Here is a 17342-nt window from a genome sequence, read left to right as displayed (position 1 = left end):
CCCTCGTGTGTCGTCACAGCCCGGCGGTCTCCAGCAGGCGCAACCACACCTCGCTGACCGTCGGATACGCCGGCACCGCATGCCACAACCGACTCAACGGGATTCCCGCGACCACCGCCACCGTCGCGGTCTGCAACAGCTCGGCGGCATCCGGGCCGGTGAAGGTCGCCCCGAGAATGACCTGGGAGTCCCGGTCGATCACCAACTGCGCGGTGCCCCGGTAGCCGTCGGCGCTCACCGACGCCCCCGCCACCGAGCCGATCGCGTAGCTCACCGTCCGCACCGCGCGACCGGCCTCGGCGGCCTGCTGCTCGGTCTGCCCCACCCAGGCCACCTCTGGGCGGGAGAACACCACCTGGGGCACCGCCGCGTGGTCGGCGCTCGCCCGGAACCGGGTCCAGTCCCCCGCGTTCTGCTCGTCCGCCCGCAGTTGCTCGTCCGAGCCGAACCGGGCCGCCACCACGTCACCGGCCACCCGGGCGTCGTACTTGCCCTGGTGGGTGGTGGCGGTGCGACCGGTGACGTCGCCGACCGCGAACAGCCAGTCGTGCCCCGGTACCTGCATCGCGTCGTCCACAGTCAACCGCTCCACCCCGATGGTCTCCAGACCCAGATCGGTGCGCGGACGGCGACCGGTCGCCACCACCAGCTCCTCCGCGTCGATGGTGTCCTCTCCCTGCGGGCCGGTGACGCTCAGATGCACCCCCGAGGAGTCCCGCCGCACCGCAGTGGTCTCCGTACTGAATCGCAGGTGCACGCCCAGCTCACGCAGCCCGGCGGCAACCTCCTCCGCGGCGAAGGGCTCCGCCCCGTTCAACAGCCGGTCACCCCGGACGATCAACGTCACCTCGGCGCCCAGATCCCGGTACGCGGTGGCCATCTCCACCCCGACCACGCCGCCGCCCAAGATCGCCAGCCGGCCAGGAATCTCCTCCACCGCGGTCGCCTCACGCGAGGTCCACGGCACGGATTCCACCAGCCCCGGGATGTTCGGCATCACCGGCTCGCTGCCGCTGGCCACGATCACCGCATGCCGGGCGATCACGCGGGTGCTGGTGCCATCCTCCTCGTTGTCGACCACCAGCTCCTTCTCCCCGGTGAACCGGGCCGACCCGCGCAACAGCGCCAACCCGGCTGACTCCAACCAGGCCACCTGGCCGTGGTCGTCCCAGTGCGAGGTGAACTCATCGCGCCGGGCCAGCACCCGCGCCGGGTCCAGCTCACCGGTCACCAGCTCCGCCGCACCGGGCACCGCCCGCGCCTGCGCCAGCACCGCACCGGGTCGCAGCAGCGCCTTGGACGGCATACACGCCCAGTACGAGCACTCACCGCCGACCAGCTCGCGCTCCACCACCAGCACGGACAACCCGGTCCGAGCGGCCCGGTCGGCGGCGTTCTCCCCCACCGCCCCGCCACCGATCACGACCACGTCGTAGCTGACTGTCTCCATCGCCATGCTCCATTCCTCGGGTGTGCCCATCGTGGTCCCCGAGGCGCGGAACGGCAGGTCGAGCGCCCCGGTCCAGGCGGCCTGCCTCGCCCTCAGCATGTGAAGTCGGCTCGACCGGGAACCAGCCCGCTCCCAGGACGTCAGCCCCGTCGCGCGGCAATCACCACCTGCGGGTAGGGCTCCGACCAGAACCGCTGTTCGACCTCGGGCACCAACCCCGCGGCCCGCAGCAGCTCGCACAGCTGCTCCGGTTGCCACAGATGCGTCGTCCAACGCACCGGCACCCCGCGGTACGCCTCGGTGCGATGCAGCTCGCCATCACCCACATGGAAGCCCACCAGTGCCAGCCCACCGGGTGCCAACGCCCGGGCGTACGCGCCGAACACGTCAGGCAGAACGGTCCGAGGCAAGTGGAACAGCGACCACCAGCCGAGGATCCCGGCCAATGACCCGTCCTCCACCGGCAGCTGCGTCGCCGATCCCACATCGAACCGCAGGCCCGGGAACCGCCTCCGCGCCAACTCGACCATCCGCGGCGACAGGTCGATCCCCCGCACATCTACCCCGAGGTCCGCCAGGAACGCGGTCACCTGCCCCGGCCCGCAGCCGACATCCCACACTGGCCCACGCCCACGCACCTGCTCGGCGAACGCGGTCAGCGCCGCACGCAACCACGGCTCATCCGCCAGCTCACCGACGCCGAGGTCGACATAGCGGTCCGCCACCCGGTCGTAGTCGTCTCGCAGGGAATCCAGATCCATGCTCGCGGACGATACCGACCATGACCCACAGACGACGATGGCCCCTCACCCGCAGGTGAGAGGCCGTCGTGCTGGTGCGCCATCAGGGACTCGAACCCCGAACCCGCTGGTTTGGAGCTTCCGCCCCCGTAGTGCCCCTGTTCACCGGGGAGCGTGCGGCATGAGCATCATGCGCGCGTGGGTAGCCGAGTGTGACGAGTGCGCCACCATCGCGTCACCTGCGGACTGCGCAGCCGACGCACGAGAGCTAGCGGCCCTTGACGGGTGGAGAGTGACCGAGCGCGAGACCCTGTGCCCCGGGTGCCGAGGCTGGGCAGGACCCGAAGCATGAGCGGCGATCACGCGGAGTTCATGGCGTTCGCGCGGCGCATCCTGCGCGCGGCGTCGCGGCGGATGAGTGACGCCGACCCGGAGGACCTGGCAGACCTGGTGGCACTGCGGGCGACGGTGGACGAGGCCATCGACACCGCCGCGCGGGCGGTGCACGCTGGCGGCGCGTCGTGGACCCAGATTGGTGACGCGTTGGGCATCACCCGGCAAGCTGCACGGCAGAAGTGGCACATACCGCCGTCCGACAAGGCGGAGTTGTCGGCGGATGTGGCATCTGATCTGCCATGACATCTACCTGGGACTCCCTGATCTCAGAATGGGCCACGGCCCTCCGTGCTGCGCGCCGTTCCCCGCAGACCATCGACCTCCGCACCTACCACCTCCGGCGACTGTCCGACTGGGCAGGCGACCGCGGTCCGTGGGAGCTCACGCTGAGCGACCTACTGAACTGGACCGGCGCGCACGACTGGCAACGCGAAACAGCGCGGTCCGTCCGCAGTTCTCTCCGCCAGTTCTGGGCCTGGGGGGTCGGCACAGGTCGGATCACGGTGAACGTGGCCGATCAATTGCCCGTCATCCCACCGGCGCTGCCCCGTCCGAAGCCCGCTGCACCTGAGCTGGTCGCGTTCGCACTGCGAGACCCTGACAAGCGGGTCCGGCTCATGGTCCGGCTCGGCAACGACGTTGGCCTACGCCGGGGCGAGGTGGCAGCAGGCCACTCAGACGATCTGTTCCAGGACCTCGACGGCTGGTCGCTACGCGTACACGGCAAGGGGTCGCGGGAAGGAACGGTGCCTCTGCCGGACGATCTGGCGCGCGCGCTGCGTGCCCTCGGTCCCGGGTACTTCTTTCCGGGGCGTGACAACGGCCACTTGTCGGCCCGCTGGGTTGGAAAGCTGGTGAAGCGTGCGTTGGGCGGAGAGGCGACGATGCACCAACTTCGGCACCTGTGCGCCACTCAGCTTCACCAAGACACCAAGGACCTCCGCATGGTGCAGGAACTCCTGCGTCATGCGTCGTTGACCACTACTCAGCGCTATGTGGCGGTCCCGAACGGCGCGCTTCGGGCGGCCGTGTCGGCTCGCTCCGCTGACTGGTCCCAGCCGGACCGAGCCGCGTAGGGCAAACTCGGCCGCATGAGAGCTGCCCCGTTTCTGCTGGTCACACTGCTAGCGCTCGCCGGGTGCGCGCCGACGATCCAGGCGACCGAGCCAGCGGAGAGCCCCACCCCGACAGAGGTGGCGCTCTCCGCTGACGACGAGGACCGCGCGATGTGGCAGTGCATCACGTTCGAGTGGGGCTATCAGATCTTCCCCACGGCGGACGAGGCACGAGAACACTGCGAGTGGCTACGGGACAACAACCCCCGTGCGTTCGCTGAGCACCTCGATAGATGGTTGGAGAGCTACGGACGGCACGACCCTGAGCAGGTGCCGGACCCGGACACGGTCGGAGCCGATCAGGGCTGACCAAGCAAGAACACGACCCCAAGACCGGCAACAATGATGACGCCGAACACCGTGCGCAGGAGCCAGGTGTGCCACGCCTCAAGCGTGGTGATGCGAGCGTCGTGGTTCTCCAGCGTCGCACGCGCAGCGACGAGCCCGACGTTCGGATCGTTCAACGTCTGGCGGACCTCGCTGAGCAGGTCCAGGGCGTTGTCCAGGCGCTCACCGACAACGTCGAGAGTCACCGGGGCGTCAGGCATCGGCGCGGGTGGGCCGGTAGCCGAACGCCAGGGCCGAGCAGCCACCCGCGACCGCCGAGGCAATCCCCGCCTCGGCGGTGAGCCCGTAGGCGAGCAGGGCGGGAGCCACTACGACGCCCGCCACGATGCCGACGACGTAGGCCCAGGTGCGGACCCGGGCGGGCACCGTCGGGGTCTCGCCGGTCACCGGACCCCGCCCAGCGTGGCGGCCATGCGGCCGATAGCTTCCCGGGTCAGACCAGCCGTGGCCGGGTCGCCGGGGTTCTTGACCCCGAACCCCGCCTTGGCCCAGTCGCTCCACTGCTCGGGGGTCAGGTGGCGGGCCTGGGTGGCCGCGTCCGTCAACATGTAGTAGTTGCCAGCGTTGTCCTGCACGAAGACCATGTCGGTGTCGTCCTTTCGGGGTGCCGTCGCCTGGGTGGCGGCGGTGGGGATGGTCGGCGCGCCGGGGATGGCCGCGCCGTTGATGTCCTCGGTCCAGCCGAGGATCGAGTAGCCCCACCCGAGCCACGTGCTGACGTGGTGGGTGTGGATGAGGCCGGTCGCGGAGTTGGTGGTGCGGATCAGGCCGCCGCCGAGGTGGATCACGACGTGGCCGTGCACCGACCGGGGGTGGGACATGAACACCGGGACACCGCGCGGGATCGCGTTGATGTCCGAGGTGTGGTGCCGGTAGCGGGCGTTCTCCCACGCCGCCTTGGCGGAGCCGTAGCGGGGGCCGATGTCGTAGGCGGTGCGCACGAACGCCAGGCACTTGCCCGCGTACCCGCGCTGCTGGGCCAGTGCCCAGTCGATGGCCTGGTCAGGCGTGCGGGTCATCGAGGCTCACCCCCCTGGGGCGCGTCGGCGTCCTGGGTGCCGTCCACGGCATCCAGTGCGGGGTCCTGCGGGATATCCCCGGGGTCACACACGTGCTGAGTCATTCCGGTCTCCTTACTTGGTGGTGGAGTAGGGGGTGCCGACCGCGATCCAGTTCACGCGGCAGGCTCCCGTGATCGCCGCCCCGGCCGCGTTGGTGACGCGGACGTTGACGCCGGTGGTGCCGAGCGTCGACTGGAGAACCACGACGGTGGCCGGGGAGCTGGTGGTGTCGCCCGGGCATGCGATGACCACCGGCGCGGTGGCGAAGACACCCGCCCCCCACGAGATGTTCCGGTCTCCGGCGGCGGTGCCCGTCGAGACCGACGACCCGGCCAGAACACGTTTGCCGCCGATGAGGGCGGACAGGGCGGTGGTGGTCTCGGTGACGTCGAGGTCGATGGCCTCGGCGAGCTGCTGCATGTCGTAGGGCACGTCGGGGGCGACGCCGCCGAGGGGGTAGGGGTAGCCGCGGGTGGTCTGGGGCATGTCAGGCTCCGGTGTCGGGGGTGCGGGTGGTCAGGACCATCGATCCGGACACCAGCAGGTGCCGGACCGATGCGAGGAGGCAGGTCTCGGGGGTGCGTCCGGGTGGGTGGACGGTGATGGTGTCGCCGGGCCGCAGCCACAGCGCTCCGATGGCGGTAATGCCCCAGGACCGACCCCGGGTGACCGCCCGGCTGGCGATGGCCAGCGCCACATTGGTGGCGTTGGCGGGGCGGGTCACAGTGGTCCGGTCGACGGTGAGCACGACCCGTGGTGCCTGGCCGGTGCCGTACCTCCCGGAGGTGACCTCCGCGTAGCCGGTCGCGCCGTCCGCGTACTGGACGATGACAGCGTTGGCGAAGTCGGCGCGGTCGACGTCGGAGGTCAGGGCAGTGATGGTGCCGCTAAGTCCGGTGCGCAGCACGGCTGCCGGGCGGGTGTCGAGGGTGGGGCGTGGGGCGATGACCCACCGCAGCCCGTCGTCATAGACCCAGGCGTCGATACGGTCGGCCAGGTCGCGGATCGTCGGCCACCAGGTGTCCCCGGCGGCGACCGTCAGGCCCTCACCGAGCGAGGCGGTGGACACCCCGGGCATGGTCACGACCTGACGGCCCGGGGAGACCCGGGTGAGGATCGCGGCCAGCACGGTCGGGATCGGCTGAGTCCAGGGCCAGGACGGCGACTGACCAGGCAGCGGCCCAGAGGTCTGGGCCGCCAGCTCATCCCCAGTCAGATCGAGCGTGCAGGTGCCGTCGCCCCAGTCCTCCGCGCCGGAGGCGATCATGAGGTCCGCGATCTGGTGCACGTCGGTCCGCCCGGAGGCGTACACATACCCAGCGCGCAGCACGATGCGGGCCGGGCCGCGCGAGTCGAGCAGGCGAGAGGTGTCCTCGTCTGGCAGGCGCACGGTGACCTGGGCGCGCACCGCCGGTGCCCAGGCCTCGGACATGTCCAGGGTCGGCTCACGGTCCGGGTCGAGGTCCAGGACCACCGGGGTGGGCAGGTCCGGGTGGGTCAGGGTCACGGTCAGCACCCGGTGGTGCGCTCCACCGGCCATGACGGTCACGGCCTCATCGGTCCACGGTGCGGTCACGGCGCTCATGCGACCGGTCCCGCCGACAGCGCGGCATAGGTCGCATAGCCCCCGCGCACCTGGGCGTAGGTGCCACCGGTCGCCGCGAGCCGGTCATAGGTCCAGCTGATCGCGCCGCGCAGGTCATCGATGGGGCGGCGCACCTCCGTGTAGGGCACCTCGACCATCCACCGCACACCCGCCTCCGTCGCCGGAGAGCAAGTCACCGCGCCGGTGGCCACGTGATACATGTCCATGCCTCGGTACCAGGGCTGACGCAGAAGTACGACCTCAGCGGCCGCGTACACGGCCACCACCTCCTGGGCGGCGTCCCAGCTCTTGCAGAAGATGCGCAGGGTGCCGGTGCGGGTGCGCAGCGGGCCGAGAACCGGCACCGGGTCAGCGCGCCCGATCACCTGATGCACCGACACCGCAGGCTGACGGCCCGACTCATACCCGGTGATGAGGTCGAGGTCGGCGCGGGCATTGGGCAGCACGACGGCGGCCAGCCGGGGCGCGGTCAGAGTGACCGTGACCTCGGCGGTCACCGCACCGGCAGCGGTCGCCGCAGAGTAGGCCACCAGGCCGTGTGCGGCCTCGTAGTCACGCACCGAGATGTCATCGGTGATCGGGAACGCGTCCTCCTGCAAACGGACAGCGGCCGACCCGTTGGCGTCGGTGCGGGTGATCGACAGGACGGGGCTGGTCGGGTCCACACGCAGCAGCACGGCCGCGCGCTCGGGCTCCCAGGTAGCGGTGATCGTCGTCATGTCACACCGCCCGCTCGCCCATAGTGGCGGTTACCAGCAGCTTGCGCGGCTTGCCCGCCCACTCGGAGTACTGCCGCTCGGCGGTCGCGGAGTCGAACTCGCTCTGCACCTTCACCACCGGGGCACTGAGTCTCTTGGCCAGGCCGTCGACCGCGCCCTGCACTGTGGCCTGCTCCCCGGTCACGCCGGTAGCGATGGAGGACCCCATCGCGGTGCCGGTCGCTCCCGCGTGTGCCTGGATCGCGGCCTGTTGGGTGGCCGGGTCCGCCTGGGCGATCGTCGCGGCGACCGCACCAGCCACCTCCGGACCCTGCGCCTCCAGCTCGGCCGCCAGCGCGGTACCACCGGCCGCACCGATGATCGCCAGGTTGTCCTTGAACGCGGTCGCCTGTGCGGCCTGCTCATTCCACCGGGCGATCAGATCCTCAGTGGTGACGGTGACGTTGGCGGCGTAGTCCTCCCAAGAGTCCGAGCTGCTGGAGGTAGCGGCGGCGGTGGCCTCGGCGGTCTTCCGCTCGGCCTCCTCCTTCTCGGCCAGCAGCTCCCCGTATACGCCCACCGGGTCGGCAGCCGACTCCAGTGCGGCGGCGTAAGACTCAGTGGCAGCAGCGGATGCTTCGGCCGCCTCGACCGATGCTCGGTACTGCTCGACCGTCATGTTCTTCGCGCGCGCCAGTGCCTCCTCGATCTCGACCGCCTGCTCCTGCACCGAGATTTCGTCCTCGATGATTCCAACGGCGTCACGGGCGGCGTCGCCCCGCCGCTGGGCGGCAAAGGTCGCTTCTGTATCGAGGGTGGACAGGTCGGTGGTGGCAGAGGCCAGTTCCTCGGACGCGGCCTCACCGGCTGCGATGGAGTCGTTCAGCTCGTCCTGAGCCCGGCGAAGCGCATCCATTCGCTCGGTCGGATCGGTCGAAGACAGTGCCGTGGCGAGGTTGTCGGCCGACAACGCCGAGTTGTCGAGCGCGCCAGTGAGCACCTGGGCGTTGGTGACCGCACTGTCCTGCCAGACCTCCCACCAGGACTTCGCGTTGGCGATCTCGGTACCGAGCTCGGACCACCGGTCGGCCAGCGCCGAGACGGCACCAGCGCCCTCGTAGTCCTTGAGAGAGGTTGCCAGCTCGGCGGCCTCCTCGGTGAGTTCGTTCGCCTTCTCCGCCGACGACTCTAGGGCGGTGTAGACGAGGCCGACCCCAGCGGCAGCCATACCCAGCGCGACGCCGAGCGGCCCGCCGATCCCGGACGCGAGCCCACCGAGGGTGCCCTGCACCAGGTCGACCGCACCGGCCATGTCCCCGGAGAAGCTAGACGTGACCTCACTGAAGTTCTGGGTGGCCTCGTCCTTGAACTCGGCCACGTTCTCGGATGCCTCGTCGGTGCCCTGCTTGGTGGACTCCCCGAGTCCGTCACCGACCTTCTTAGAGTCCTTGCGCACCTCGTCGAACGCGTCGGACCACTTCTTCTTGACCTCGCTCGCGGCGTCGGTCGACTCGTCGGCGGCCTTGTCCATCGACTTGGTGACCGAGCGTCCGGCGTCGGTTCCGGCCGCGTCCAGGTCGTCCAGGGCGTCCTTCACGTTCTCGAATCCGTCAGCCAGGTTGCCGACGGCCTTCACCGCCGGGCCGACCTCCGCGACGATGGGAATCTGGATTCCCTTACCCACAGCTCACCCCTTCCCTTCGGCGGCGTCGTAGACCTTCTTCATGAACAGCTGCACCCACAGCGAGACCGCGTCAGGCAGGAAGTCCGCCAGCGCGGGGTAGACGGTGTAGCCGGAGCGCTTGCGGGGCCGCAGGTGCCGGTTGGTGTGGCGGGTGACCTTGTGCGTGCCAGACCCAGAGCGGTTGCGGCGCGTGTAGGTCGCCACGTGGCCCCGGTCACCGCCGAACTCCCAGGCGGCCCAGTCCTGCTGCGGCACCAGACGCTTGGTGCGCCCGACCGCGCGACGGGACTGGGCAGCCAGCAGCATGGGCGGGTTGCCGCCCTTGGCCCGCACGCCGGTGGCGAGCATGAGCCCGTCCATCCGGCGTGCGGCGTTGACCTGCACCAGCGCCTTCCACTTCGGCCCGAGGGTCGCGGTGGTGGCTCGGTTGATGTCGTTGCGCACTTCCCGGGCCACCAGCTTCATGCCGACGACCACGGCCGTCAGGGCGCGAGAGTCGGCGGCCCGGATCATCACGCGGCCGTCGCGGGGATCAGCTCCGGCTTGGTCGACCCGAGAGACACCGAGGTGGTGGCCCAGGAGTTCACCTGACCACCGATTGCACCGGAGACCACCGAGACCTCCGCCTGGAACGACGGGCCGGTGCCCGATCGCGGACGGAACTCGATCACGAAGGTCTGGCCCTCGTTCTCGTACAGGAACCGCGACAGGCTGACCGGGCTGTCCCAGTCCTGCACGTAGTCGAGCTGGCACACCCAGGTGGGCACCGAGGTGTCGGTGTGGGTGTTGCCACCGAGGCCGGACCAGGAGTTCTGCGACGAGGACGGGGTGAACACCACCCCGGACAGGTGCTTGCGAAAGTCGTCACCGACTCCGCCGACGGCCGCCTTGATGATGGCCTCGGTCTCCTTGAGGATGAGCGGCTTCACGTCGTGAGGGGTCATGCGTCGTACTCCTTCTTGGTCTGCGCGGTCACGGTGATGTTGAATCCCGGCCAGGTCCCGGCCAGGGCGTCGCGGCTGGCGGTGGTCCACACCGTCCAGTCGATGTCCTCCAGTGCGCCGGTCACGGTGTCCGCGTGGTCGTCCAGCAGGGAGTCCTTCGCGTCGGGCGCGACCAGCACCCACACCGCGAACGTCTGCTCGTAGTGCCCGACCGGTGCGGCGGGGAGCGGGGCGTAGGACTGCCGGTAGATCACGACCGTCGGGCGGGTGATCACGTCGGGCACCTTGTCCAGGTCGAGCACCGACCACCCGTCAGGCAGCTCGGCGCGCAAGGCGGCGGCGAGCTGCTGACGGGCGGTCTGGGTCTGGGTCACCGCAGGTACCGCCGGGCGCGCTTGGGGCGCAGGAGATTCTTGACCGTCCAGTCCATCGGGAACACGGTCACCCCGTCCTCACCGCCGAGCTGGTCGCCGGACCCGGCAGCCAGCGACCGGTACAGGGCGCGGGCCTGCATGATCTGGGCCAACTTGTGGCGGTCCAGCACCGGGTCCGGCTCACGGTCGTTGAGGAACGCCACGCACTGCTGATGGGCGGAGTTCAGGTGCAGGGCCAGATCCTCGGGATCGAGGTCGAGCGCGGTCGTCCAGTGCCGCTCCACCTCCTCCAACGTCACCCACCCGAACACCTCCACCTCATCGGGCTCAGCGACCTCGGTGGCGGCCTCGTCGGGTGCAGTGGCCTTGGCGGCGGGCATCACTCGGCCTCGTCCTGAACCAGGATCAGGGACTCGGAGTCGTGGCTGATCAGCCCGTAGTACCCGAACAGCGCCTCCTCCAGGTTGCCGTGAGAGATGTCCTCAGCGGACACCCGAAGCGGGGACGCGCCGCCCAGCTCGTGCAGGGTGCCGGTGCCCTTGATCCCGACCAGGGCGGTCCCGGTCGGCAGCGACACCGAGCCCTGAATGCTCCCGGCTCCGAAGCCCGAGGAGGAGTCCAGGCCGAAGGTGGCGGCGATGTAGGCCAGCTGCTCGTCGTGGCGGGTGAACGCGAACTCCTCGTACAGGTCGGCCGACAGCACGGCCCAGTCCGGGGTACCCCGGTCGGTGTTGACCAGCTGCAACCCGCCCTTGACGATCTTGTAGGCCGCCTCGCTGACCCCGGCCGCGACCGCACCGGCCGGGTCGACCGACAAGGTGGTGTGGTTGGCGGCGGCGGTGAGGAACGCGAGGACCTTGGCGTCGAGCTTGCGGGCGTAGTCCTCGTTGGCGGCGCGGAAGAACGCGTTCCAGAACTCAGGGTTGGGGAAGTCGCGGTGGATGCGGTCCACGGCCCAGCCACCGGCCAGACGCGCGGCGGTCTCCTCCACCAGCTCGGTCTCGACCGGACCGGTGGGGACCTCGGCACCGTTGCCGGCGTAGTCGCCCACGGTGGGCTTCTTGTCCTTCTTGAACCGCCAGCCGATGATCTTGGCGCTGGTCAGGTCGGCGTGGTTGAGCAGCGGGGCGTAGCGCTGCTTGTAGGTGACGCCGTTCCACAGCTCACCGATGTACTGCGGGACGTTCACCACGTCGAAGACGTTCGCCTGGGTGACCTGGTTCAGCGCGGCCAGCAGGTCGCTGGACGAGCCCGTGCGGGCAGCCTCGGCCAGGGACGCGTACAGCTCGGTACCGGTCGGCCCGAGCTTGGCCCCAGCACGGCGCGGCGCGCCACTGCGCGGGGCACGGGCCACCTGGGTGGCCGTCAACAGGTCCTTGTCATCGTCCACGTCGTCCTGCTCCTTCTGCTCCGCGTCGGCGGGCTGCTCGGTGGTGTCCTCCGTGGTGCCCACGGCGGTGGTCTGGGTGTCGTAGGTGACGGTCGTGGTGCGCTCGTACTCGGTGCCGTCCACGGTGATCTGCTCGGTGGTGACGGACTCGGTGTGCTCGTCCTCCTCCCCCACGTCGGAGGCCATCAAGGTGGCCGACGGGAACGCCCCCGCCGCGCACCCAGCCGCGCCGAACAACTTCCCGGAGACGGCCTTCCCGGCGCGGATGACGACCCCGGCGACCTCGGCCGACAGGGAGCGGCGGCGGCCGGACTCGACCTCCGACAGGTACGCGTCCCCCTCGGGTGTGGCCGCGATTCGGAAGGACGCGACGACCCCCGCGTCGGTCGCGGTCAGGGTGGTGGCCCGGCCCACCGGGGACCGGCGGTCGTGCTCGACGTTGAGGGTCACCACGGATGGGTCGGCGGGCAAGGTGATCGCGCCGGGCGGGACGGAGAACCGCCCGAGGTTGGTGCGGCCGACCTCCCCGTAGGGCAGCAGCAGGCCGGAGACGATCCGGTCCTGGCGGGACGCGGTGAGCGTCCCTGCCTCGATCTGGACGTTGGTCATGGGGTCAGTCCTCCGTAGCGGGAGCGGTGCCCGTGGCGGGCACCACGGTCAGGTTCGACAGGTCGAAGGCGGCGCGCTGACCGGCGGGCATGACGTCGTCCATCGACAGCCGGGCCTCAATCGGGCCGAGCCAGAACGCGGCCGACATGTCCAGGTAGTCGGAGCGCTTGCCCTCGGTGGTGGAGTAGGTCAGCGACGCGGTCGACATCGACGCGTCCAGCAGCGTGCCGGGGATGTTGGCGAACCGACCCACGTCCAACGTGACCGCGTTGCGCCCCTCCACGAACAGCTCGTGGCGCACGTCGCCCTTGGCTTCCAGGTCGTACCCGTAGGGCGCGAACGCCGCCGCGCCGTTGGGGTCGCGGCGCGCGTCGACGTACGCGCGCACCACCTCCTGACCCTCGTCAATCTCCTCGCCGGTCTCAGGGTCGATCTGGACTTCACCCAGCTCGTCATCGGAGACGGTCTGCTTGATCACAACCAGCGGGATCGGGGACTGCACCCGCTTGGCCCACGCCTCCTCCAAGTTGCGGGCGGCGCGGATCGTGCGGACCCCGGCCTCTAGCAGGCCCTCGTACGGGCCGGAGAACAGCACCACCCGGTCTGCCGGGGCGGGAGCACCCTCGACGTGGACGCGGCCGTCCACGTCGAAGTCCCACAGCTCGGGGGGCACACGCACCGCGTCGGCCAGCGACCCGTCCGGGGCGTTCTCACGCCACCACAGCGACCAGCCGCCGAAGAACAGATCATCGAGCGTCCAGGACATCCGGGTCTGCGGGGGCGTCTCGGAGTCAGTGCGGACCATCCACTGCGGGGACGGCAGCCGCGTCGCGCCCTCGTACGCGCACAACGGCTGGCGGCCAAGGCCCGTGACCAGGTGCCGGGCCTTCGCCACCGCCGGGACGCTCATCGCTTCCGTCCGGGTCATCGGCGCGCGGCCCTCTCCGAACACATCGGCCAGCGCCACCGACTCCAACGTGCTCACCGACCACGGCGAACTCAACCGCTGCGACCGGCGACCCGGCACACGCGACGGCGACGCCGACGACGGACGCCGCCACCCCAGACCACTCAGAATTCCCACGCCGCAGAACGTAGCCGAACCACAATTCTTGCGCAACGCACAAGCTACGCTGCGCGTGTCACGGCGGTGGAGCTGGTGGCGCGGGAGCGGCGGCGGCCGGTGGGTGTGGCCTTGTCGTAGGACCACAGGGCGAGCCCGGCGGCGGTGAGCGGGACGATGGGCTGGGCGGATGCCTTGTGTCCGAAGGCTCGGCCGGACTCTCCGACGTTGCGCCAGTTCGCGCCCTCGGCGGCCAGGGTCAGGTCCTTCTGGTCGAAGTGCCGCAGGGCGTGGTCACCGAGCAGGGAGACCACGCGCTGGGCTGCGCCCTGCACGTCCTTGAGTCCCATCGGGGCGAGCTTGACCACGGGCCGCTTGCGGTGGATCGCGTCGGCGGGGTTGGTGTTCGCACCGATCACGTCGTACGCCAGCGCGGCGCGGGCCTCCCGGGCGACGCGGTGGGCTTCGCCGGGCAGCCAGGACACCCCGGCGCGGAAGGCCAGCAGCTCGATGTACGCGGTGCCGTCCTCGTCTCGCCACGCGGCGGCCAGCGCGGCGCACGACCCGTCGGGGGCGACGTCGAAGGCGAGCCCGACCCGCTTGGGGCGGGGCACCATGTCGGTCCCCGCTTCCTTCCAGTGGGCTGGGTCGATGGCCGAGACCGACGCATCGGCGGGCCACTGGCCCAGGTACTCGCGTTGGAAGTCCAGCAGGGACAGGTCCTCGTAGTTCTCCGCGATGACCTCCAGGGTGGTCAGCGTCCCGATGCCGGGGTGCGCGGCCAGCCAGGTCGCGTGATCGGCGGGGTCGGCGTGCTCGGGTGCGGCGAACTCCAAAATGCCCCACGCCCCGGCGCGGCCCTTCTCCAACGCGCGCCACAGCAGCCCGGTGCGCATCTTCCCGGCGGTCCCGGCCACGATGAGTTGCGCGGTCGGCACGGTGTCCATCGTCGGGTTGATGCCACCCAGCAGCTCGTCGGCCTGCTCGTCGTCGGCCATCTCCTGGCCCTCGTCCAGGACGATCAGGTGGTACTCATCGCCTCGGTAGGACTCGGGGTCGGGCGGGTTGATGTCCAGGGTCGAGCCGTTGTCCCACTCGATGCGCTCACCGCCGTTGGAGCGGTAGACCCGGTAGTGGGTGTGCTCGCGCTGGCAGCCGGGCGAGGACCGCGACGGGCGCGGGCACGGGTCGTAGCGTTCCAGTTTCACGGCCATCGCCAGGAACCGCTTGCGGCCCATCTTCCCGGACTGGGCGCTGAACGCCGCGTGGTAGTCCTCGCGGGCTGAGCACCGGCCGATGATCAGACCCCACAGCCCTTCGGTCTTGCCCGAGCGGCGCGGCTCGGTCTTGGCGATGCGCCGATGCACCGGGCGACCATCGGCGCGGGTGGCCGATGCGATCTTGCCGAACCGCTCTTGGTGAACAGACGGGACGAATCCAATGCGCGCACACCCGTCCACATATTCCGCGATATCAACATCACCCGAAACAGGAGATGCAAAGAGCGGCTTGCATTTGCGTCGACCGAACGGGGATTTCAACGCGGGGATCGCTGGGCTGGACTCGCGCTCTCCCCCGTGGGGAGAGGATGGGAGTGGACGGCAAGCGTGGGCTTCCCCGGACACTTCAAAGAGTGCGGCCATCGCCTCGTTGTGAATGTCGATGCCGCGCCTCACCATCCTCTGATTCCCCGTTCGCGTTCCGATTCCAACCTCACGGTCGCCTTCTTGTTGCGCGCATTGGTCCGGGCCGCGCCGAGCTTGCCGCCGTGCGATTCATTGCACCGCCCGTGCGATACCCATTCGTTGTCACGGCCGAGGCGACCGCCGAGGGAGCGGGGCGTGATGTGCTCGACCTGCCAGCGCTGGCCCAGGTGGACCGGGCGGCGGCAGCGGTAGCACGGCAGCGGCCCGGCACCGAGCCTGCGCGTCCAGTAGCGGCGGGCCTCGCTGACCTTGCGCCCGCCCCAGTCACCGGCGCTGGACACCCAGCACCTCCGCCACGGTGCGCTTGGCGCGCATGAGGCTGGCCCACGCGGCCGACACGTCGTCCATCGCGACACACAGGTCCTCGCGCGCGGCGTCGTGGACCTCGAAGCGTAGATCGTCCAGGTCGGTCGCCAACTGGTCCACGGCGGCGGCGTACTCGGCCAGCGTGGTGTGCAGCTCAGGCAGCGTGGGCAGTTCGGGATCAGTGAACACGTCGGTCCTAGGCAGTAGGTGTCTGGTCGATGAGCCGTGCCGCACGGCGGCACTGCGCACACTTCGGTTGTCCGTTGGCCATGTGGCCTGCAAGGCCACCGTGGTGGCATGTCTCGGGGATGTAGTCGGTACCGGGACGGGACGTCCCGGTGGGTCCCTCCCCCGTAGGGGTGTGGAGGCTGGCACTGAGTGCCGGATGGTCTGACCTGCGAGAACGCGGCCCCGGTCGCTTCGACGGGCGGCGCAGTCGCAGCGCCTCGGCCAACCGGGCGCGAGTCTCGGCACGTCGTGCGCGGTCGGCCGCTTCCCGCACCGGGCGGGCGGCGTCGATCAAGGCCAGCACAGCGGCCTTCACGACCCGGATCGCGGACGGCACCGGGGTGCCCGCGACGACGCCGCCACGGGTCCACACGATGAGTCCGGCGTCCTCCAGCAGGGCCAGGCAGCGAGCCGTCCATCGCTCGGACAGGCAGGCGCGCTGAGCCACCTGCGGGATCGTGGTCGACCCTTCGGCCGACCGGTCCGGCAGCGAGTCCGCCAGAGCCCGCAGCACCGTGCGGACACCCTGGAACTCCCGACCACCCAACTCACCCCACCCAGCCCGGGCCAGAGCCCGCAGCAGCGAGGGCAGCGGAGCGTGCGCCGTCAACGTCGCCGCGCTCACCGCTCACCCCCAAGATCAAGGCCCGGCTGCTCGTGGCGCGGTCCCGGCCGATTCGCTGCAACCTCGTCCCAGAACCACGACGGCAACGGGACTCCACGGCCCGGGCGCACAGGGCGGCGGCGAGACGGGTCGTGCTCGGCCAGCACCCGGGCACGACAGAGCCCGCAGTAGCGCGGGTGTGTGCCGTGCTCGCACTCCAACGCATGCCGCTGGCCGCTCACGGCGTGAGCCGATCATCATGGGCGGCGAACCAATGCCGTTCGTGCTCGCCCTGGGTCATCCGACCGGCACCGGCCAGGAACTCCAATAGCTCGGGCGTCCCGTACGCGCGCACCCGGACCATCGGACCGAGGAGCAGCGACTCGGCGGTGATGCCCTTGGCCTGACCGCGAGCGTTGACCAGGTGACCCCGGCACGTGCGCTCCGCGTCGTCCAGCAGCGCGTCCAGATACTCGGCATAGTCCTGACGGCACTCACGCCACAGCTCAGCGGCAGCGGCGAAGATCGCACTACGCATCCCGATCACCCCGCACCGCGCGACGCACCCACACCGCACCCGGCACCACGATCAGCACCAAGCCCAGGAGCGTCCCCCCGGACAACGGCGGACAGCTGACACCAACCGCCACACCCGCGCCGACCCCGACCAGCGGAGCCAGCTCACGCACCCACGCCCGGATCACTCGGCACACTCCAGCTCCGCCAGCGCGGCGGCGAGATTGCGCGTAATCCGAGCGCAACGCAGCTCATCGCACGACAGACACCAGAACCGGCTGCCCGGGTGGGTCGGCGCACTGCCGCACTCGATGCACACCGCGCCACGCCCGGTCACCGGGTACGCTCCGCCGCCAGCGCCTCAACCTCGGCGCGGTCGAACAGGTACGCGCCCGTGACACCGGGCAACTTGAACGCGGGCGTCAGCGATCCGCGGTCGACCAACCGCCGAACCGTCTTGCGGTCAGTCCCTAGGCGGGTGCACACCTCAGCAGTCGTGAGCAT

The 17342-nt window shown here is 70.3% G+C and carries 25 protein-coding genes; 3 read left to right on the top strand and 22 right to left on the bottom strand.

From position 1 onward, the window contains the following. Nucleotides 1-13: 13 nt before the first annotated feature. Both AB0N78_RS06785 and AB0N78_RS06780 read right to left on the bottom strand, forming a co-directional pair. Nucleotides 14-1450 carry an NAD(P)/FAD-dependent oxidoreductase gene (locus AB0N78_RS06785; protein ID WP_363388233.1) on the bottom strand — a complete coding sequence of 479 codons (1437 nt, stop codon included), beginning with the start codon at nucleotides 1448-1450 and terminating at the stop codon, nucleotides 14-16. A gap of 140 nt (nucleotides 1451-1590) precedes the next feature. Next, entirely contained in the window at nucleotides 1591-2211 is a 621-nt protein-coding gene (locus AB0N78_RS06780; RefSeq protein WP_363387439.1) for a class I SAM-dependent methyltransferase, read from the bottom strand. Between the two features lie 327 nt (nucleotides 2212-2538). Between AB0N78_RS06780 and AB0N78_RS06775 the strand changes: the two genes are divergently transcribed. The 3 genes from AB0N78_RS06775 to AB0N78_RS06765 all read left to right on the top strand — a co-directional run bounded on the left by AB0N78_RS06775 (nucleotide 2539) and on the right by AB0N78_RS06765 (nucleotide 4010). Further along, entirely contained in the window at nucleotides 2539-2829 is a 291-nt protein-coding gene (locus tag AB0N78_RS06775; RefSeq protein ID WP_363387436.1) for a hypothetical protein, read from the top strand. 260 nt (nucleotides 2830-3089) lie between these two features. Further along, the gene (locus AB0N78_RS06770; RefSeq protein ID WP_363387433.1) at nucleotides 3090-3662 is read left to right on the top strand and encodes a site-specific integrase; all 573 of its coding nucleotides are present in this window, start codon (nucleotides 3090-3092) and stop codon (nucleotides 3660-3662) included. A gap of 15 nt (nucleotides 3663-3677) precedes the next feature. Beyond that, nucleotides 3678-4010, top strand: coding sequence for a hypothetical protein (locus AB0N78_RS06765; protein ID WP_363387430.1), 333 nt, complete (start codon nucleotides 3678-3680; stop codon nucleotides 4008-4010). On the opposite strand, the gene AB0N78_RS06760 is transcribed toward AB0N78_RS06765, so the two are convergent. The 20 genes from AB0N78_RS06760 to AB0N78_RS06665 all read right to left on the bottom strand — a co-directional run bounded on the left by AB0N78_RS06760 (nucleotide 4001) and on the right by AB0N78_RS06665 (nucleotide 17342). Then, entirely contained in the window at nucleotides 4001-4234 is a 234-nt protein-coding gene (locus AB0N78_RS06760) for a hypothetical protein (RefSeq protein ID WP_363387427.1), read from the bottom strand. The two genes, AB0N78_RS06765 and AB0N78_RS06760, sit on opposite strands and share 10 nt — an antisense overlap. 7 nt (nucleotides 4235-4241) lie before the next feature. Then, nucleotides 4242-4436 carry a hypothetical protein gene (locus tag AB0N78_RS06755; RefSeq protein WP_363387425.1) on the bottom strand — a complete coding sequence of 65 codons (195 nt, stop codon included), beginning with the start codon at nucleotides 4434-4436 and terminating at the stop codon, nucleotides 4242-4244. Further along, nucleotides 4433-5068, bottom strand: coding sequence for a hypothetical protein (locus AB0N78_RS06750; protein WP_363387422.1), 636 nt, complete (start codon nucleotides 5066-5068; stop codon nucleotides 4433-4435). Before AB0N78_RS06750 ends, AB0N78_RS06755 begins: the two co-directional genes overlap by 4 nt. Nucleotides 5069-5182: 114 nt before the next feature. Next, on the bottom strand, nucleotides 5183-5596 hold the full coding sequence (locus tag AB0N78_RS06745) for a hypothetical protein (protein WP_363387419.1): 414 nt from the start codon (nucleotides 5594-5596) through the stop codon (nucleotides 5183-5185). A 1-nt stretch (nucleotide 5597) separates the two neighbouring features. Further along, complete coding sequence (locus AB0N78_RS06740) at nucleotides 5598-6695, bottom strand: phage tail protein (RefSeq protein WP_363387416.1); 1098 nt, start codon at nucleotides 6693-6695, stop codon at nucleotides 5598-5600. After that, nucleotides 6692-7435, bottom strand: coding sequence for a hypothetical protein (locus AB0N78_RS06735; RefSeq protein ID WP_363387414.1), 744 nt, complete (start codon nucleotides 7433-7435; stop codon nucleotides 6692-6694). The genes AB0N78_RS06740 and AB0N78_RS06735 overlap by 4 nt, the downstream gene beginning before the upstream one ends. Nucleotide 7436: 1 nt before the next feature. Then, entirely contained in the window at nucleotides 7437-9098 is a 1662-nt protein-coding gene (locus AB0N78_RS06730) for a hypothetical protein (RefSeq protein ID WP_363387411.1), read from the bottom strand. A gap of 3 nt (nucleotides 9099-9101) precedes the next feature. After that, entirely contained in the window at nucleotides 9102-9611 is a 510-nt protein-coding gene (locus AB0N78_RS06725) for a hypothetical protein (RefSeq protein WP_363387409.1), read from the bottom strand. After that, complete coding sequence (locus AB0N78_RS06720) at nucleotides 9611-10042, bottom strand: hypothetical protein (protein ID WP_363387406.1); 432 nt, start codon at nucleotides 10040-10042, stop codon at nucleotides 9611-9613. The genes AB0N78_RS06725 and AB0N78_RS06720 overlap by 1 nt, the downstream gene beginning before the upstream one ends. Next, on the bottom strand, nucleotides 10039-10416 hold the full coding sequence (locus tag AB0N78_RS06715; RefSeq protein ID WP_363387403.1) for a hypothetical protein: 378 nt from the start codon (nucleotides 10414-10416) through the stop codon (nucleotides 10039-10041). Before AB0N78_RS06715 ends, AB0N78_RS06720 begins: the two co-directional genes overlap by 4 nt. Further along, entirely contained in the window at nucleotides 10413-10796 is a 384-nt protein-coding gene (locus AB0N78_RS06710) for a hypothetical protein (RefSeq protein ID WP_363387400.1), read from the bottom strand. Before AB0N78_RS06710 ends, AB0N78_RS06715 begins: the two co-directional genes overlap by 4 nt. Continuing rightward, the gene (locus AB0N78_RS06705) at nucleotides 10796-12415 is read right to left on the bottom strand and encodes a hypothetical protein (RefSeq protein WP_363387397.1); all 1620 of its coding nucleotides are present in this window, start codon (nucleotides 12413-12415) and stop codon (nucleotides 10796-10798) included. Before AB0N78_RS06705 ends, AB0N78_RS06710 begins: the two co-directional genes overlap by 1 nt. Before the next feature lie 4 nt (nucleotides 12416-12419). After that, nucleotides 12420-13400: a hypothetical protein gene (locus tag AB0N78_RS06700; RefSeq protein ID WP_363387394.1), complete on the bottom strand. Its 981-nt coding sequence runs from the start codon at nucleotides 13398-13400 to the stop codon at nucleotides 12420-12422. A gap of 143 nt (nucleotides 13401-13543) precedes the next feature. Further along, entirely contained in the window at nucleotides 13544-14845 is a 1302-nt protein-coding gene (locus tag AB0N78_RS06695) for a hypothetical protein (protein WP_363387391.1), read from the bottom strand. A 305-nt stretch (nucleotides 14846-15150) separates the two neighbouring features. After that, a complete protein-coding gene (locus tag AB0N78_RS06690) occupies nucleotides 15151-15465 on the bottom strand; it encodes an HNH endonuclease (RefSeq protein ID WP_363387388.1) in 315 nt (104 codons plus the stop codon). Continuing rightward, nucleotides 15449-15679 carry a hypothetical protein gene (locus tag AB0N78_RS06685; RefSeq protein WP_363387386.1) on the bottom strand — a complete coding sequence of 77 codons (231 nt, stop codon included), beginning with the start codon at nucleotides 15677-15679 and terminating at the stop codon, nucleotides 15449-15451. Before AB0N78_RS06685 ends, AB0N78_RS06690 begins: the two co-directional genes overlap by 17 nt. A gap of 7 nt (nucleotides 15680-15686) precedes the next feature. Further along, nucleotides 15687-16343 carry a hypothetical protein gene (locus tag AB0N78_RS06680; protein ID WP_363387383.1) on the bottom strand — a complete coding sequence of 219 codons (657 nt, stop codon included), beginning with the start codon at nucleotides 16341-16343 and terminating at the stop codon, nucleotides 15687-15689. Between the two features lie 217 nt (nucleotides 16344-16560). Beyond that, on the bottom strand, nucleotides 16561-16860 hold the full coding sequence (locus AB0N78_RS06675; protein ID WP_363387380.1) for a hypothetical protein: 300 nt from the start codon (nucleotides 16858-16860) through the stop codon (nucleotides 16561-16563). Continuing rightward, nucleotides 16853-17035, bottom strand: coding sequence for a hypothetical protein (locus tag AB0N78_RS06670; protein WP_363387377.1), 183 nt, complete (start codon nucleotides 17033-17035; stop codon nucleotides 16853-16855). Before AB0N78_RS06670 ends, AB0N78_RS06675 begins: the two co-directional genes overlap by 8 nt. 136 nt (nucleotides 17036-17171) lie before the next feature. Continuing rightward, nucleotides 17172-17342, bottom strand: coding sequence for a helix-turn-helix domain-containing protein (locus AB0N78_RS06665; RefSeq protein WP_363387374.1), 171 nt, complete (start codon nucleotides 17340-17342; stop codon nucleotides 17172-17174).

Source organism: Cellulomonas sp. NPDC089187 (assembly GCF_040685135.1).
GTDB lineage: Bacteria > Actinomycetota > Actinomycetes > Actinomycetales > Cellulomonadaceae > Cellulomonas.
Note: the sequence above shows the minus strand (reverse complement) of the source record. Positions and strands in the feature narration are given on the sequence as shown.

Bases quoted from the DNA above. Each gene is read 5' to 3' on its own strand.
- AB0N78_RS06785 (WP_363388233.1), bottom strand. From the start codon at position 1,450: ATGGAGACAGTCAGCTACGACGTGGTCGTGATCGGTGGCGGGGCGGTG.
- AB0N78_RS06780 (WP_363387439.1), bottom strand. From the start codon at position 2,211: ATGGATCTGGATTCCCTGCGAGACGACTACGACCGGGTGGCGGACCGC.
- AB0N78_RS06775 (WP_363387436.1), top strand. From the start codon at position 2,539: ATGAGCGGCGATCACGCGGAGTTCATGGCGTTCGCGCGGCGCATCCTG.
- AB0N78_RS06765 (WP_363387430.1), top strand. From the start codon at position 3,678: ATGAGAGCTGCCCCGTTTCTGCTGGTCACACTGCTAGCGCTCGCCGGG.
- AB0N78_RS06750 (WP_363387422.1), bottom strand. From the start codon at position 5,068: ATGACCCGCACGCCTGACCAGGCCATCGACTGGGCACTGGCCCAGCAG.
- AB0N78_RS06745 (WP_363387419.1), bottom strand. From the start codon at position 5,596: ATGCCCCAGACCACCCGCGGCTACCCCTACCCCCTCGGCGGCGTCGCC.
- AB0N78_RS06740 (WP_363387416.1), bottom strand. From the start codon at position 6,695: ATGAGCGCCGTGACCGCACCGTGGACCGATGAGGCCGTGACCGTCATG.
- AB0N78_RS06735 (WP_363387414.1), bottom strand. From the start codon at position 7,435: ATGACGACGATCACCGCTACCTGGGAGCCCGAGCGCGCGGCCGTGCTG.
- AB0N78_RS06725 (WP_363387409.1), bottom strand. From the start codon at position 9,611: ATGATCCGGGCCGCCGACTCTCGCGCCCTGACGGCCGTGGTCGTCGGC.
- AB0N78_RS06720 (WP_363387406.1), bottom strand. From the start codon at position 10,042: ATGACCCCTCACGACGTGAAGCCGCTCATCCTCAAGGAGACCGAGGCC.
- AB0N78_RS06710 (WP_363387400.1), bottom strand. From the start codon at position 10,796: ATGCCCGCCGCCAAGGCCACTGCACCCGACGAGGCCGCCACCGAGGTC.
- AB0N78_RS06705 (WP_363387397.1), bottom strand. From the start codon at position 12,415: ATGACCAACGTCCAGATCGAGGCAGGGACGCTCACCGCGTCCCGCCAG.
- AB0N78_RS06675 (WP_363387380.1), bottom strand. From the start codon at position 16,860: ATGCGTAGTGCGATCTTCGCCGCTGCCGCTGAGCTGTGGCGTGAGTGC.
- AB0N78_RS06665 (WP_363387374.1), bottom strand. From the start codon at position 17,342: ATGCTCACGACTGCTGAGGTGTGCACCCGCCTAGGGACTGACCGCAAG.